The organism is Shewanella sp. 10N.286.54.B9 (assembly GCF_041468565.1).
Classification (GTDB): Bacteria; Pseudomonadota; Gammaproteobacteria; order Enterobacterales; family Shewanellaceae; genus Shewanella.
The window spans coordinates 1-15,741 of record NZ_JBFRIY010000047.1 but is presented as its reverse complement, the minus strand read 5'-3'; the positions used below and the strand labels follow the sequence as shown (position 1 = coordinate 15,741).

Annotated in this window: 13 protein-coding genes; 5 read left to right on the top strand and 8 right to left on the bottom strand. The window is 41.8% G+C overall.

From position 1 onward, the window contains the following. Window positions 1–2 precede the first annotated feature (2 nt). Both pgl and zwf read right to left on the bottom strand, forming a co-directional pair. Window positions 3–707 (bottom strand): 6-phosphogluconolactonase, encoded by a 705-nt coding sequence (pgl, locus tag AB4135_RS16810; RefSeq protein ID WP_371994620.1) that lies wholly within the window; start codon window positions 705–707, stop codon window positions 3–5. 9 nt (window positions 708–716) lie between these two features. Beyond that, complete coding sequence (gene zwf, locus AB4135_RS16805; RefSeq protein WP_371994619.1) at window positions 717–2,189, bottom strand: glucose-6-phosphate dehydrogenase; 1,473 nt, start codon at window positions 2,187–2,189, stop codon at window positions 717–719. 313 nt (window positions 2,190–2,502) lie between these two features. On the opposite strand from zwf, the gene AB4135_RS16800 reads away from it, so the two are divergent. Both AB4135_RS16800 and pyk read left to right on the top strand, forming a co-directional pair. After that, on the top strand, window positions 2,503–3,357 hold the full coding sequence (locus AB4135_RS16800; protein WP_371994618.1) for a MurR/RpiR family transcriptional regulator: 855 nt from the start codon (window positions 2,503–2,505) through the stop codon (window positions 3,355–3,357). A 184-nt stretch (window positions 3,358–3,541) separates the two neighbouring features. Further along, entirely contained in the window at window positions 3,542–4,981 is a 1,440-nt protein-coding gene (pyk, locus tag AB4135_RS16795; protein ID WP_371994617.1) for a pyruvate kinase, read from the top strand. A gap of 410 nt (window positions 4,982–5,391) precedes the next feature. Here the strand turns inward: pyk and AB4135_RS16790 are convergent, their stop codons facing one another. Then, window positions 5,392–7,674, bottom strand: coding sequence for an acyl-CoA dehydrogenase (locus AB4135_RS16790; RefSeq protein WP_371994616.1), 2,283 nt, complete (start codon window positions 7,672–7,674; stop codon window positions 5,392–5,394). 5 nt (window positions 7,675–7,679) lie between these two features. After that, a complete protein-coding gene (locus AB4135_RS16785) occupies window positions 7,680–8,327 on the bottom strand; it encodes a TetR/AcrR family transcriptional regulator (RefSeq protein WP_371994615.1) in 648 nt (215 codons plus the stop codon). A gap of 185 nt (window positions 8,328–8,512) precedes the next feature. Between AB4135_RS16785 and AB4135_RS16780 the strand changes: the two genes are divergently transcribed. After that, window positions 8,513–10,348, top strand: a complete 1,836-nt coding sequence (locus AB4135_RS16780) for a M2 family metallopeptidase (RefSeq protein WP_371994614.1) — start codon at window positions 8,513–8,515, stop codon at window positions 10,346–10,348. A 135-nt stretch (window positions 10,349–10,483) separates the two neighbouring features. Here the strand turns inward: AB4135_RS16780 and smrA are convergent, their stop codons facing one another. Beyond that, window positions 10,484–11,074, bottom strand: a complete 591-nt coding sequence (gene smrA, locus AB4135_RS16775) for a DNA endonuclease SmrA (RefSeq protein ID WP_371994613.1) — start codon at window positions 11,072–11,074, stop codon at window positions 10,484–10,486. Between the two features lie 307 nt (window positions 11,075–11,381). Between smrA and AB4135_RS16770 the strand changes: the two genes are divergently transcribed. Next, complete coding sequence (locus AB4135_RS16770) at window positions 11,382–11,972, top strand: nuclear transport factor 2 family protein (protein ID WP_371994612.1); 591 nt, start codon at window positions 11,382–11,384, stop codon at window positions 11,970–11,972. After that, entirely contained in the window at window positions 11,953–12,429 is a 477-nt protein-coding gene (locus tag AB4135_RS16765; protein ID WP_371994611.1) for a YchJ family protein, read from the top strand. Before AB4135_RS16770 ends, AB4135_RS16765 begins: the two co-directional genes overlap by 20 nt. Before the next feature lie 11 nt (window positions 12,430–12,440). Here AB4135_RS16765 and AB4135_RS16760 read toward each other — a convergent pair whose 3' ends face one another. The 3 genes from AB4135_RS16760 to AB4135_RS16750 form a co-directional block, all read right to left on the bottom strand. Then, window positions 12,441–14,603 (bottom strand): putative bifunctional diguanylate cyclase/phosphodiesterase, encoded by a 2,163-nt coding sequence (locus AB4135_RS16760; protein WP_371994610.1) that lies wholly within the window; start codon window positions 14,601–14,603, stop codon window positions 12,441–12,443. A gap of 135 nt (window positions 14,604–14,738) precedes the next feature. Further along, on the bottom strand, window positions 14,739–15,026 hold the full coding sequence (locus AB4135_RS16755) for a DUF406 family protein (protein WP_371994609.1): 288 nt from the start codon (window positions 15,024–15,026) through the stop codon (window positions 14,739–14,741). A 71-nt stretch (window positions 15,027–15,097) separates the two neighbouring features. After that, on the bottom strand, window positions 15,098–15,580 hold the full coding sequence (locus AB4135_RS16750) for a VC2046/SO_2500 family protein (protein ID WP_371994608.1): 483 nt from the start codon (window positions 15,578–15,580) through the stop codon (window positions 15,098–15,100). Window positions 15,581–15,741: the final 161 nt, after the last annotated feature.

Sequence of the window (15,741 nt, the reverse complement as noted above, 5' to 3'; positions counted from 1 at the left end):
CCTTAGGCGCTCCAGTAAACATCGACGGGTGTTTTGTGCTGATCGAGTACGGCTCTGATCGGCATTTCACTGCTATCGTTATCTGCCAGTGCTTGTCGGTAAACTTCTAGTTTCTGTTCACCGACGATATGTAAATAGATTTGACGGCTTGCAAGAATGCCAGCCTTTGAAAGCGATATACGTGGGTGTGGTGCTTCACCAGGGGTGACCGCCACACACAAGTCATCGGTTGTTAATGCATGTTCAAGTTCTTTTGCATCAGCGCATGGGAACCAAGAACATGTATGCCCATCATTGCCCATACCCAGTACAACAACATCAAATGGTTTAGGAAAATGTGCTAACTGCTCAGAGGTCATAATTTGACCTTCATAAGGCGTAGAGTACATATTTTTTAAGCCACTAAACTTGGCACTAGCGGCTCGACTTTGCAGCAAGTTGTTTCTAACTAACCGCTCGTTAGAGTCACTGTGATCGTTATCGACCCAACGCTCATCCGCTAATGTAATGTAAACATCGTTCCAATCTATGGCTTTTTTACTGAGTAATTCAAAAAGCTTTAATGGCGTCGAGCCACCAGAAACAATCAAACTTGCTTTCCCTCTAGCATCAACGGCTTCTTGCAATTGATTGGCGATCCGTTCAGCAAGTTGCGCTTCAAGGGCAGCTTTATTGTCAAAGGATTTAAAAACGCTTTCTTTAATCATCTCAATCCCCTACTCGTCCCAAGAACGACCGTCTTTAGTGATAAGTGCGACTGAAGCAACTGGGCCCCATGTACCTGCTGGGTAAGACTTAGGTTTCTCGTCTGTTTCTTCCCAAGCCTGGATAATGCCATCAACCCAACTCCATGCTTGTTCAACTTCATCACGACGCACAAATAATGCTTGATTACCTAACATAGCTTCTAACAATAAACGCTCATATGCATCTGCAATACGGTCATTCTTAAACGTATCAGAGAAACTTAAATCGAGTTTAGTCGTTTGCAAACGCTGCTTTTCACCGAGGCCTGGAACCTTGTTCAACATCTGTATTTCAACCCCTTCATGGGGCTGCAAACGAATAGTCAACTTGTTAGGTGGTAAATTACGGTAATTAGAGCTGTAAAGATTGTGTGGGGGGTTCTTAAAATAAACCACAATTTCAGAACTCTTAAATGGCATACGCTTGCCACTTCTTAAATAGAAGGGAACGCCTGCCCAGCGCCAGTTGTCGATATCAACGCGAAGCGCAACGAAAGTTTCTGCGTTTGACTGAACATTAGCGCCCTCTTCTTCTAAGTAGCCTGGTACTGGTGCACCTTTTAGGAACCCACTTGAATATTGGCCACGTACTGTATTTTCGTAAATATTATCAGAGTTGATTGGACGTAGTGATTTAAGCACTTTCACTTTTTCATCACGGATATTATCGGCGTCTAAGTTAACCGGAGGATCCATAGCAACCAAAGTCAAAACTTGTAGCAGATGGTTTTGGATCATGTCGCGCATCTGGCCCGCTTTATCAAAGTAGCCCCAGCGCCCTTCAATACCCACCTCTTCAGCAACGGTTAGCTGCACATGGTCAATGGTCCGGTTATCCCATTTAGAAGCGAACAGAGAGTTAGCAAATCTTAGCGCCAGTAAGTTCTGTACAGTCTCTTTACCTAGGTAATGGTCAATACGGTAAACTTGATTTTCATTGAAGTAAGCGGAGACTTGATCGTTAATGATCTTAGAAGTAGCGAGATCTGAGCCGATAGGTTTTTCTAATACAACACGAGAATCAGGGAAGATAAGATTTTGTTCATTTAGGCAACGACAGATATCGCCGAATATTGAGGGTGGCGTAGCAAAGTAACTCACCATCACTCTTTTCTCAGGCTCTAATATATCGTGAAAAGGCTTATAGCCTTCAGAAACCGTAAAGTTTGTTCCTACATAATGACAACGATCTAAAAAGCGATTTACGGTCTCTTCACATAATTCGTCTTTTACAAATGTCTTCAGTGCCGTTGTGACAAGTTGACGATACTCCTCTTGAGTAAAGTCATCTTTAGCAACGCCCAGTACTTTGGTATCTATATTGAGTAGGTTTGCTTTATCAAGCTGATATAGAGACGGTAGTAACTTTCGCTTAGCGAGGTCACCTTTAGTACCAAATAGAACAAAATCACAAGCTTTGGCTTCTGGTGTTGTTATGCCCATAGCTTCAAAATCTCCTTTTGATCCTGTGTCCCACCATTTTTGATGAGATTTCACATGTTTGTTGTAATATAACAACAGAAATTAGTAATTGCATCTAAATTCTATAATAAACTTCAAGTCAGTCTATTAGGCAACTTGACACAATCTCTGATATGCTTTCGTGATAAAATTACTAAATTTTATCATCTTTGTACCTGTTATCTTTATAATTTTATTCAAGCTTTAATGTTTAGCCAGTGTTGTACCTGCTTAGCTTGCTAAAGCACTACAAAAATATAATAAAACTACATGACTATTGAGTGGACGTACGTATATGAATACCCTAGAAAAGGTTCAAAAAAGCCTTACCCATTTTAGTAAATCTGAACGTAAAGTTGCAGAAGTTATTCTTTCTTCACCGCAAACTGCGATTCACTCTAGTATAGCTACACTGGCCAAAATGGCTGATGTCAGCGAACCAACAGTGAACCGTTTTTGCCGTCGACTAGATACTAAAGGGTTTCCGGATTTTAAGTTACATTTAGCCCAAAGCCTAGCCAATGGTACGCCTTACGTCAGTCGTCATGTCGAAGAGGACGATAGTCCTGATTCATATACCACGAAAATATTCGAATCTTCAATGGCATCGCTTGATACTGCTAGACAAAGCATCGATACCGCCGCGATTAATAAGGCCGTTGATGTGTTAACTCAAGCAAAGAAAATTTCTTTCTTCGGCCTTGGTGCGTCAGCTTCTGTTGCCCATGATGCACAGAATAAATTCTTCCGCTTTAATGTGCCGGTCATCTCTTTTGACGATGTTCTTATGCAACGTATGAGTTGTATTAACAGTAATGAAGGTGATGTTGTGGTGCTTATATCCCATACAGGCAGAACTAAATCACTCATTGATATAGCAAAACTGGCTCGCGAGAATGGCGCAGCAGTAATTGGTATCACTGCACGTAACTCTCCGCTTTCTACGGTGTGTACACTGCCTGTTACGATGGAAGTCCCTGAAGATACTGATATGTACCTGCCAATGGCTTCACGTTTAGCACAGTTGGTTATAATAGATGTGTTAGCGACAGGATTCACACTAAGACGAGGCCCTCGTTTCCGTGAGAATTTGAAGCGTGTTAAAGAAGTATTGAAAGAATCAAGAATAGACAAAGATCCCATTCTGTAAGTGGCTTTCGACATGATTTAGGACAGTTTAGTTAATGCTCGACTGTCCTTTAGTCTAATAATGTTGCAAGGGTTCACAAAATTAAAAACTTGAGATAGATCATTTTGTTCGTAATTTTACTACATTTAAGGGTATTGTCTGTTAATATAGTGTCAGAATTTTTTAAAACTTAACGGAGTATGTCATGTTCCGCAGAACCAAAATTGTAACAACTTTGGGCCCAGCCACTGACCGTGATGACAACCTACGCCGCATTATTGCTGCCGGCGCTAACGTTGTTCGCTTAAACTTTTCTCACGGTGCACCAGAAGACCACAAAAAACGCGCAGACGACACACGAGCAATTGCGAAAGAGCTCGGTGTTCATGTTGCTGTTCTTGGTGACCTTCAAGGTCCTAAAATTCGTATTTCAACTTTTAAAGACAACAAAAAGGTACAGCTAGCCTTAGGCCAAGCCTATACCTTGGATGGCGATCTTGAAAAAGGTGAAGGCGATGAGAATCAAGTGGGTATCGACTATAAAGAGTTACCAAAAGATGTCAGCCTAGGCGACATTTTGATGCTTGATGATGGTCGTGTTCAGTTGCGTGTTGAAAAAGTAGAGGGTAACAAGGTTCACACTGTTGTTACTGTTGCGGGTCCTTTGTCTAATAACAAAGGGATCAACAAGCAAGGCGGTGGATTATCTGCTGCTGCATTAACTGAAAAAGATAAGCGTGACATTATCACTGCTGCTGCAATTAAAGTTGACTACCTAGCCGTTTCTTTCCCACGTAGCGGTGCAGATCTTAATTATGCTCGTGAATTAGCGCAAGAAGCGGGTAGTAATGCACTCATCGTTTCTAAAGTTGAACGTGCTGAAGCAGTTGTGTCTGACGAAGCGATGGATGATGTGATCATTGCCTCTGACGCAGTAATGGTTGCTCGTGGTGATCTAGGTGTTGAAATTGGTGACCCAGCGCTCGTAGCAGTGCAAAAGAAACTGATTAGCCGTTCTCGTCAGCTAAACAAGCCTGTTATTACCGCGACTCAAATGATGGAGTCGATGATAACAAGCCCAATGCCAACTCGTGCTGAAGTAATGGACGTTGCAAACGCCGTTCTTGATGGTACAGATGCTGTTATGCTTTCTGCAGAAACAGCCGCTGGTGACTTCCCTGAAGAAACTGTTAAAGCAATGGCTGAAGTTTGTTTAGGTGCTGAGTCTCACCCAAGTGTGCAGGTATCAAAGCATAGACTTGATCAGCAGTTCACAACGATTGAAGAAACTATCGCACTTTCTACAATGTACGCAGCGAACCATTTAGATGGTATTAAAGCGATTATTGCATTAACGGAATCTGGTGCTACACCGCAAATGATGTCTCGCATCAGTTCGGCGCTGCCTATTTTTGCGATGTCTCGTCATGAAGTGACTCTTGCTAAGATGGCGCTTTACCGTGGTGTTCAGCCAGTCTACTTTGATTCAACAGCTCATGCTCCAGAAGCTGTTGCACAAAAAGCACTTGAAACATTAGCTGCTGCGGGTTACCTACAAAGTGGTGACATGGCGATGATGACTAAAGGTGATGCAATGGAAACGGTTGGTGGCACTAACACTAGCAAGGTTGTCGTTGTAGCTTAATTTGCTCGCCATTTAAATGGCTTGTCGATACCTTTTAAAAGCATGTCTGTTAATAACAGGCATGCTTTTTTATTATCAGCCCTTGCGATAAAAGTGCTATTGAAGCTTTTATGCAAAAGAGATCAAGCTGTCATCTCTGACGATAGATGCCTTTTGCTCGTTTACACCGACTAAGTCCATATATTCATTACATTGACTCTCTGGTCTTTTAAACAAATACATCACCATGTGTTACAACGCTGCCTTGCTTCCCTCATTCATATAGCCCTACATCAGCGATTTATACCCTAGTTTCAAGCGTTTTCTGTTTTCGTCACTACCAAAAAGAAACCCAAAAAAAGCCACTGAAGTTATTCAATGGCTTCCTAATAAGGAGTCACGTTCAGCAGATTGTAATTGTCTTGAACAAATTACAGCGCCTCAAAGTCATCGACATTTATTGCAGCTAACCTTAGTTCATTAGCAACAACCAGTTGTTGATGCTCCTCTTGGCTTATTAAGTCAATTTCTAGCGCTGAGTCAAACAATGCTTGGGGTGCTAACTTTCTTGCTAAGCTGCCCTCTTTTTGAGCCTGTTTCATACGGACAAATAGCTCTTTGCATTCATATTTAGCGACAAATGCACGTTCTACGTCGGCGATACCACTAACATCGTTATCAAGATCAGGACACAGGAAAGTCAATCTGTCACGAGCAGGACCAGGACTACTCATCGAATTAACGACTTCTATAGATGATTTGTCATCAGCTTGATTAAAGTGGTTACCTAGCGGGAAGATTAATACCCGCAAAAGAGTTGCAACGATGCGGTTTGGAAAGTTTCGAATCGCTTCATCTAACGCTTTTGCAGCAAGGTGTAATCTGGTTGTCATCACATGTTTAACTGTGGGCAGATCTTCAAATTGACGACCATTATCTTCAAATAGCTTTAATGTGGCTGATGCGAGGTAAAGCTGGCTTAGAACGTCACCCAATCTTGCGCTTAACATCTCTTTACGTTTTAAATCACCGCCGAGCATTAACATCGACAGATCAGACATAATCGCTAACGCTGCAGATAAGCGGGTCATGCTCTTGTAATAACGCTTAGTTTCACCACTCACAGGCGACGAAGCAAAAATACTGCCCGTTAACGCATGACTAAAAGCACTAAATCCATTACGAGCGGCATAACCAATATGACCCGTAAGCAGTGAATCAAATCGCTCTAGTCCCGCAGCTTTGTCTTCCATTCCAGCTGCTTCCATCTCTGCAAGTACATAGGGATGGCAACGCGTAGCGCCTTGGCCAAATATCATTAAACTACGGGTAAGAATATTTGCGCCTTCAACCGTGATTGAAATTGGCAGTGCAATATAGGCGTTACCTAGATAATTTTTAGGACCCAGTTGAATTCCTTTTCCAGACTGAATATCCATCGCATCGTCTATGACATTTCGTCCAAGCTCAGTCATGTGATATTTAGCAATTGCAGTCACGATAGAGGGCTTAACATTAAGATCAATACCTGTGGTTGTTAAGCGTCTCGCCGCTTCCAACTGGTATGTATTAGTTATGATCCGAGCAAGTGCCTCTTGCACCCCTTCAAACTGACCTATCGGCATGCCAAACTGTTGTCTCACCGCACTATAGGCCGTAGTCGTTTTAGTCGCCATGTGTCCTAATGCAGTAGATAGAGCCGGTAATGAAATTCCACGGCCGGCAGATAAACACTCAACCAGCATTCTCCAACCTCGACCCGCGTATTGCGGCCCACCGATAATCCAATCGAGTGGGATAAATACATCTTTACCTTGAGTGGTACCGTTCATAAAGGCCAAGTGCAATGGGTCATGGCGTCGACCAATTTCTACACCGGGATGGTCGGTAGGAATAAGTGCACAGGTAATACCAATCTGCTTTTGTTCACCTAGCAAGCCGTCAGGATCGTGCATTTGAAACGCCAGACCCAATACATCGGCAACCGGGGCAAGCGTGATATAACGTTTATTCCAATTGAGCCTTAAACCTAAGGTTGGTTCGCCATTAAACTCTTCACGACAAACAATGCCTGTATCTGGTATTGCACCTGCATCACTGCCCGCTTCTGGGCCTGTAAGCGCAAAACAAGGGATCGCTTGGCCATCAGCAAGTTTTGGTAACCAAAAATCTTTTTGTTCGGTGGTGCCATAATGAGTTAATAGCTCACCGGGGCCTAACGAGTTGGGCACCATCACGGTTACTGCTGCGCTGACACTTCTACTGGCAATTTTGCTAACAATCGTTGAATTAGCATACGCTGAAAATGCACGCCCGCCGTACTTTTTAGGAATGATTAACGCAAAGAAGCCCTCTTTTTTAAAGTATTCCCACAGCTCAGGCGGTAGATCCTTTCTATTGCTGACAATGTCATAGTCGTCAATCATCGATAACGCTGTTTGAACTTGATTATTGATAAAATCTTGTTCATCCGAAGTTAACGCTGGTTTGCCATAACTATGCAGCATCTGCCAATTCGGCTTGCCTTTAAACAGTTCTCCTTCCCACCAAACGTCACCCGCCTCCATCGCCTCTTTCTCAGTGTCCGATAAAGGTGGTAGCACTTTTTTAAAAAAACTAAATACTGGTCGCGTGATTAACTGCATTCTGATGTTCTTTACCGCAAAAATCACGACCACAGCGATGATTAACAGTATTAATAGCGTAATAAACATAATTTCTAGTTTGCATCCTTAGTAACTGGAACTGAAACCCCCGCCGACAAATATGGGATAACTTTTCGGATAACTGCTTCTATATCATTGTGTTCGCCAAAGTCTGCCTCAGCAATCTCGGTTAACGCGTCTGCTGATGCCATAGTAAAAACAACGGTACCTAGGGTAAAGTGTAATCGCCAAAACATCTCTGCGGGAGGAATATGTGGGGTACTTTCGCCAACAGCCTTTACGAATAGGCTTAAATACTTGCCATAATGTGTCGTGATAAACCAGCGTAAATGGCCTTGGCTCTCAATATAACCTCGTCCTAAAAGCTGAAGGAAGGTTGTTGTTCCTTCAGCTCTAAGCTTGTTTAATTCAAGTAAAGGATTAACCAGTGTTGAAAAAATATCATCGAGGGAAGCGTTGGCATCGGCACTACGAACCGCGACAATAGCGTCAGCAGCAGCTGGCATAAAAACATCAAGATAACGGGCTAGCACCGCTCTAATCAGCTCTTTCTTCGAGCCAAAGTGATAATTGACTGATGCAAGGTTTACTTCAGCTTTACTTGTTATTAATCTGAGAGAAGTTTCAGAGAAGCCTCTCTCTGCAAATAGCTTTTCTGCTGCATCCAGTATTCTTGTTTTTGTATCGGAGCGATTTGCCATTCCGTTGCCTTTATTAATTCAATTTAAACACTCGTTTAAATTAAACACTCGCTTGCTTTTTGTCAAACAAAAACCCTGTTTACCATACATATCTACGCTATTTTCTTCATCTATGCCTCGCCACTATCAATCAGCAACAAAATAAGTAAAATAAGCAACACAAAAATAACAAGGGATTTTGACAGATGAACATGAGCTTTACCAAGGTTTCTAAACTATCAGTATTGATAGCAATCTCACTCGGCGTAGTAGGCTGTAATAAAACAGAAGCAACTGATGCCCCTGCTGTTGATAAAGTAGCTGAAGCTAAACAGTTTATTACTGATGCTGAATCTACGATGGCTGATCTATCTATTGAGATAAATCGCTCCGAGTGGATCTACAGTAACTTTATTACTGAAGACACTGCGGCGCTTTCAGCAAGTGTGTCGGAGAAGTACACCGGTACCTCTGTCAAGCTAGCAACCCAATCTGCTCAATATGCCGATCTAACGTTAGATCCTGCAGACAAAAGAAAATTAAACATACTACGCAGTTCAATCGTATTACCAGCGCCTTTGGATCCAGCTAAAAATGCCGAGCTAGCCAACATCAGTGCCCAGCTAAATGGACTATACGGCAAAGGGAAATATTGTTTTGAAGACGGACGCTGTTTAACCCAGCCTGAACTGTCAGCGATAATGGGCGAATCTAACAACCCCGAAGAACTGCTTGAAGTTTGGCAAGGCTGGCGTGAAATCTCTAAACCAATGCGTCCACTATTCGAGCGAGAAGTCGAGTTAGCAAACGAAGGTGCACAAGATCTCGGCTACGAGAACTTATCAGAGTTATGGCGTAGTCAATATGATATGAAACCTGATGATTTTTCAAATGAATTAGACCGCCTTTGGGGCCAAGTTAAACCTCTCTATGACTCACTGCATTGTTACGTACGCGGCGAGCTTAATGAGCAATATGGTGACACGGTAGCACCTGCAACTGGCGCTATTCCAGCTCACCTATTAGGCAATATGTGGGCTCAGAGCTGGGGCAACGTATACGATCAAGTCGCTCCGCAAGATGCTGACCCAGGATACGATGTTACTGAGCTGCTGGCACAACATAACTATGATGAAGTAAAAATGGTTAAACAAGCCGAGAGCTTTTTCACTTCACTCGGTTTCGAAGCATTACCAGATACTTTCTGGGAACGATCTTTATTTGTACAACCTAAAGATAGAGACGTTGTCTGCCACGCTTCCGCTTGGGACTTGGATAACGAAGATGATATTCGCATTAAAATGTGTATCCAGAAAACGGCTGAAGATTTTACCGTAATTCATCATGAGCTTGGACACAATTTCTATCAACGCGCCTATAAAGAACAACCATTTATCTTTAAAAATAGTGCCAATGATGGTTTCCATGAAGCCATTGGTGACACAGTTGCACTATCAATTACACCAAACTATTTAAAACAGATTGGACTACTTGACGAAGTGCCTGACGCCTCAAAGGATATCGGCTTGCTGCTAAAGCAAGCATTAGACAAAGTCGCCTTTTTACCCTTCGGATTAATGATCGATCAGTGGCGTTGGAAGGTATTTAGCGGCGAGATCACCCCTGAGCAATATAACCAAGCTTGGTGGGACCTACGTGAAAAATATCAAGGTGTAAAAGCCCCGATTGCACGTAATGAATCAGACTTTGATCCAGGTGCAAAATATCATGTGCCTGGCAATGTACCCTACACGCGCTATTTCCTAGCCCATATACTACAGTTTCAATTCCATAAATCATTATGTGAGATTGCTGGCGATAACGGACCTGTACACCGTTGTAGCATTTACGGCAACAAAGAAGCTGGCGCTAAGCTAAACACTATGCTCGAAATGGGACAAAGCAAACCTTGGCCTGAAGCACTAGCAGCAGTTACGGGTACCAAAGAGATGGACGCTAACGCAGTACTTGATTACTTTGCGCCATTGCAAGTTTGGTTAGATGAACAAAACAAAACGGCAAATCGCCAATGTGGTTGGTAAAAACAAGCTAAGGTATTAGCATACAGCAAAGGCCATTTAAATCAGTTTAAATGGCCTTTTTGTTACTTTAGATAGTAATACAGCGACAATTATCTAATAGTGAACACATGCGAACTTGGCAAGCTCTACACTCTATTAGCGCGCATTAGCACCTTTGTGATTAACTTCTTGAGTTTCAATTCGCTTTTGCGCCGATTTAGTTAACATGACATAAAGCGCTCCGGTTCCACCGTGATGCGGTTTTGCACTATGAAACGCTAACACTGAGTCAATTTGAGTTAACCAAGCAACGGTAAAGGACTTCATCAAAGCTGCAATAGGTTTACTTCTGGCACCTTTTCCATGAATAACCAATATACTTCTCTGCCCCAACTCTATGGCCTGCTCAATCGACTGAAACAGTACCTCTCTGGCTAAAGCAAGCTTTAATGGATGTATATCAACTTCGTTAGCAATCTTATAACCACCGCAGCTGAGCCTGTCAAACACTGCGCTTTGTACACCATCGCGTTTGAAGCCTATTATCTGCTCTGGTTCAAGCGCTTTGATTTGGTTAACATCTAACGTTAATCTCAGCAAAGACTCACTGGCTTCAAGTTCTTTACGTCGCAGTAGTTGTGAATCAGTAGGGCTAATACTGTTGACAGAAACATTGGTGAGATTATTTTTCATCGGTGTTACGCCTGACATCTCATCCATAAACATTGCCTTATCTTGTTCCTGCATCACCATTTCCTACCAGGTCGTTAAACTCAAATTAGTCTACTCCAGCAACACGCATAATCCAAATCGCCACGACTCAAGTGAGTACAAATACAACGAATGCTGCACAGTATTATGCTAAGTAATATCACTGTATCTTATTGTTATTTATCTACCGCTCTAAGCAAGTGCTATGAATAACCTTTTGAACTAAATTCGTTCACTTAATAGCCTTAACATTAAATCTACACACTTTGTAAAGATCTAATTCTTTTGTTCAATCTTAGGGTCGATTATAGTGATGGTAGGAATTACTGTTTTGAAGCCATACATGTTTAAAAAAGCTATAAATCATTTAATGCTAGCTATTTGCCTCTATATATCGGCAATCGGTCTCGCTTTCGCTAATGATAACGAAGCGTTGAATGAACTTTATGATCACTTCAATGAAGCATTTAATGAATTAGATGTTAGCCGATTACACTCTATATACTCTGAGGATGCGTGCTATATCCCTGAAAGCCAAGGTGAGGAGATTACCGTTGGCCGTGATAATATTGTTGAATTGTACAAAACCTTTTTTGGTAAGATAAAGCATAAAAATGCCAAAATAGAAGTCGACTTTAGAGTCATCGAAAGAAACATTGAAGGCTCAAGCGCAACGGATATTGGCTACTACCTTATTCGCTTCCATCCTGCTGTCGATGCAGGTGAACCGGTTAGCGAATTTGCGGGTAAATTCGTCACAGTGTCTAAAAAGAAAGCTGATGGAAAATGGTATTTAACCGTAGATACTAACAATAGAGCTGAAGCTTCTTTTTATTTTAATGCCAAGCCTTCATCAAACCTATATTATGGTCGGCAATTTACTGCCCTAAATAGCTTTGAAAAGCCTAAATTTGATGACCAATCCAAACAATGACCCAGTAACAGAGTGTCCATGTTGCTCAGGAAAAGACTACAAACACTGCTGTGAGCCATTACATTTAAAAAAGGTGAAAGCATCTAATCCAGAGCAGTTAATGCGCTCGCGCTTTACTGCTTTTTATTTAGGACTTTTTGGTTACCTAATTGAAACTCATCACCAACAACACCTGTACGGCTTAACAGCTCAGATCTTAAGTGAAGGTACTCAACCTAATTGGCTTAGTTTAGACGTTATCTCTTCGTCAGAATCAGCTCTACGAGGCAAGGTGACTTTTCAAGCTTGGTTTAAAGATAAGAATCGATTAGATGCCATACACGAGAGTTCTGATTTTATTAAAGAAAATGGTAGTTGGTATTACACTGAAGGTGTACAACATAACCCTATATATCCAAAACGAAATGAGCTATGTGTTTGTGGCAGTAAAAAGAAGTTTAAACAGTGCTGTCTATAAATGTTAATCCATCAATGAACTGATGTTGACGACTCTTCTAGAAATTCACCAAATTCAGACACTCTCAGCGCAGGGCTATATAAGAAACCTTGAGCTTGGTGACATAGATGATCGGCTAAGAAAAGCTCCTGCTCTTTGGTTTCAACCCCTTCTGCTGTCAGCGAGATATTGAGAGCTGATGCCATAGCGATAATCGCACTGACAATTTCACGACTTTCATGGCTAACAGTAAGATCTGATATAAACGAGCGATCAATTTTAAGCTTACTGATCGGAAATTGCTTGAGATAACGCATTGAGCTATAACCAGTGCCAAAGTCATCAATGGCGAGCCCCACCCCTAACTCTGCAAGTTCGTTGCACAGATTAGTGGCAGAACGAATATCTTCCATTAGCTCGGTTTCAGTAATTTCAAGTATCAAACTATGAGGTTTTAAACGATATCGGCCTATTAACTCCCAAACTTGCTCAAAAAGTGTGCCGCTAAAAAACTGCCTAGCGGAAACATTTACGTGCATTGATATATCAATTTGACGGTGCTGCCATAAATTTAACTGTTTACATGCAGCTTCAAGCACCCATGAACCGATATCAGTGATCAGTCCTGTTTGCTCGGCAATATCAATAAATGCTCCAGGGTATAACACCCCCTTTTTAGGATGGTGCCAACGGATCAAGGCTTCTGCACCTATGTAAGCCTGCTTCTTTAAGTCTTTTAATGGCTGGTAGTACAGCTCGAACTGACGTCCTTTAATCGCCACCGCTAAGTCACGCTCTATCTGTGCATCATCCTTAAATGCATTCAGCAAAGCAGAGTTAAACACTTGTATGGCACTACCCTGCTTACTTTTTGCATATTGCAGGGCAATATCTGCGCAAGTTAGTGCTGGGAATAGCTGTTCAATAGAGGCAATATCAACAGCTGCTAAAGCGGGTTTCGGTTCTACTTGCTCGGTACCGATACTAACCGGTACTTCTAATTTGTTGTATAAACGTTCGATTAAGGTAGTGATCACACCTATGTCACGTGAGTCATTGATCAATACTGCAAATTCATCACTACCAATTCGAGCTATTTCTTCTATCTGATTAATCTCTGCAAAATGTCTAATTCGTCTAGCAACTTCTACCAACATTAAATCGCCATTGGTATGGCCATAGGTATCGTTAAAGCGTTTAAAACCGCGAAGGTCGATAAGAACGAGATGACCCTCTTTAGCTCTATCTAACACTCTGCCAAAGTGAGTTCGATTATATAAGCCCGTTAACCCACAACGCCAAGCTAGCCGTTCCAATTCACTTTGATGTTGATGTTGCTCTGTACAGTTATCAGCATTGATTAAGGCAAAGTGGTTACCTCTTTCTGAGATGAAGCGTTTAACAGAAAGTCGCACCCAATAGTCGCTTCCATCGCGACGAACAAGTTTAATCTCTTCTTCAGAGCTTTCCCCTGCTTTCGCTTTACTCAGCACAATTTCAGCTTCTTGTGGGAATTGTTTAAAGAATTCTAAATCTTGTACTGGCCGACCAATGATCTGGTCTTTGGGTCTTTGGGTTAACACAAAATGCGCGTTATTAACGTATTCAATCGTTGATGATGCGAGGTTTACCACCATCATTATTTGATCTGACTGTTCCGTTGCAGACAAAAATAATTTTAACCGTTCGTCTTTATCGTAAGCGTATTTAGTCGCTAATGTCAGCGCAAGCTGATCAGCAACTTGAGAAGCTAACTGGATTTCAGATTCTTGCCATGGCGATAGTACGCTGTTGCGTTCTAAGCTCAATACTCCCTCTAGGTGACCATTGATCCGTATAGCAACTTCTAAAGCTGCTGTTATGTTCTGTTGACGATAGAAAGGATTAAGTTCAACAAGCCGCGGATCTGATATACAGCTGTCGGATGCGATATGGCGATTAACCCTAAGCTCTTCTACAAAAGCGGGGCAATGAGATGGCAATGGGCGTGAAACGTCTGCAGAGATTGATGTGCTAAATACATTTTCAAGAATATTTGATTGTTCATTTAAACCAGAAACAACAACTCGAGATACAGTGAGCTGTTCTAAAAGCAACTCAGCAGCCAATTTAGCAGTGGCAGAAAAATCGCCACATTGCTTAGCCTGCGAGTTAACAATTTGTTCTAACAATTTCTGGTATCTATGTTTCTTCACTCGATATCCTAAAAAGCGGTAAACAAATGGTCTACCAAATGGTTTGACGTCTTCGCACCAAACCTAAATTATATTTTTTATAGTGCAATAAGATACACGAAAAGCCGTTACAGCAGCAACAATTACTGCCTTAAGTTACAAACTATTCTCTAATTGAAAGATCATTTTTTCTGCACTAAATGAGAATGTTAGCGTTAATATAAGCTCATCACCGAGAGTTGTAACGACACTACCGACCTCTTCGAAACGGTTTTTCGCTTTTTCAGCCAACTCATTCGCTAAAGTCGACGCATTTTCGCCGGTAAGTGTAAGCTCTAAAATGGTGTCGTGCTCATCAATTACAGCGCCAACATCAACAAAGCTACCACAATCATTACACGTATCATTAACTAAATCAGACTGCGCTTTTTGAATATTTTTCATGTTACCGATTCTCAAACTAATAATTAAGACTTAATTATATATCAGCTTAGAGTGTAACAAAGGGATCATTCTCAAGCTTGAGCAATTAATTCACTCATTTGTCGCTGCATTACCAACTGGTCAACGAAGTGCGTGGATTTTACGCTCTGTTCAATCGCAATATTCTGGTATCGATTACGGGCATGGTTATCACAGTTAGCTAATACTTCTTCCATGTCCAGTTGCTCATTACCACGGATCACAAGAGCCTCTTCATCCATTGCATTATTCAATCTAAAAGCTGTCACGCCACCATTTTGGAATGCCGTGCTGTTATTCGTCACCGGAGAATCTTTCGAGAGCCGTTTTATTAAAGCCTGACTTCCCCCTAGTTCAAATTTGGCGCGCAAATCTTCGTCTTTGAACTCTGGTGTCTGAAATTGAGCCATATCACGAGCGTCAGCAGACAACAGTGATAGCAATAAAGCAAATTCACCGCGGCGATTCGACTCAACAGCACAGTTAAGACGCGAGCCTAATTGTAATTCGTTAACTAAAGGGCTAACTGCTTGCATAATGCGCTATCTGCATAAAAAAAGACCGATAAAACAACCTGTTGATAGTTAATCGACCACTTAACAAAATACTTTAGTAATTATTTTAAATTTAAGCTTTACATGAGAAAAAATTCTGACTACTATTGCCGCCGCAATTGAGGAGGGGTTCCCGAGTGGCC

Excerpts from the sequence above, each read along its gene's own strand:
- AB4135_RS16770 (WP_371994612.1), top strand. The coding sequence starts at position 11,382 with ATGTTTAAAAAAGCTATAAATCATTTAATGCTAGCTATTTGCCTCTAT.
- AB4135_RS16750 (WP_371994608.1), bottom strand. The coding sequence starts at position 15,580 with ATGCAAGCAGTTAGCCCTTTAGTTAACGAATTACAATTAGGCTCGCGT.
- AB4135_RS16785 (WP_371994615.1), bottom strand. The coding sequence starts at position 8,327 with ATGGCAAATCGCTCCGATACAAAAACAAGAATACTGGATGCAGCAGAA.
- zwf (WP_371994619.1), bottom strand. The coding sequence starts at position 2,189 with ATGGGCATAACAACACCAGAAGCCAAAGCTTGTGATTTTGTTCTATTT.
- pyk (WP_371994617.1), top strand. The coding sequence starts at position 3,542 with ATGTTCCGCAGAACCAAAATTGTAACAACTTTGGGCCCAGCCACTGAC.
- AB4135_RS16790 (WP_371994616.1), bottom strand. The coding sequence starts at position 7,674 with ATGTTTATTACGCTATTAATACTGTTAATCATCGCTGTGGTCGTGATT.
- AB4135_RS16765 (WP_371994611.1), top strand. The coding sequence starts at position 11,953 with ATGACCAATCCAAACAATGACCCAGTAACAGAGTGTCCATGTTGCTCA.
- AB4135_RS16755 (WP_371994609.1), bottom strand. The coding sequence starts at position 15,026 with ATGAAAAATATTCAAAAAGCGCAGTCTGATTTAGTTAATGATACGTGT.
- AB4135_RS16780 (WP_371994614.1), top strand. The coding sequence starts at position 8,513 with ATGAACATGAGCTTTACCAAGGTTTCTAAACTATCAGTATTGATAGCA.
- pgl (WP_371994620.1), bottom strand. The coding sequence starts at position 707 with ATGATTAAAGAAAGCGTTTTTAAATCCTTTGACAATAAAGCTGCCCTT.
- AB4135_RS16800 (WP_371994618.1), top strand. The coding sequence starts at position 2,503 with ATGAATACCCTAGAAAAGGTTCAAAAAAGCCTTACCCATTTTAGTAAA.
- smrA (WP_371994613.1), bottom strand. The coding sequence starts at position 11,074 with ATGCAGGAACAAGATAAGGCAATGTTTATGGATGAGATGTCAGGCGTA.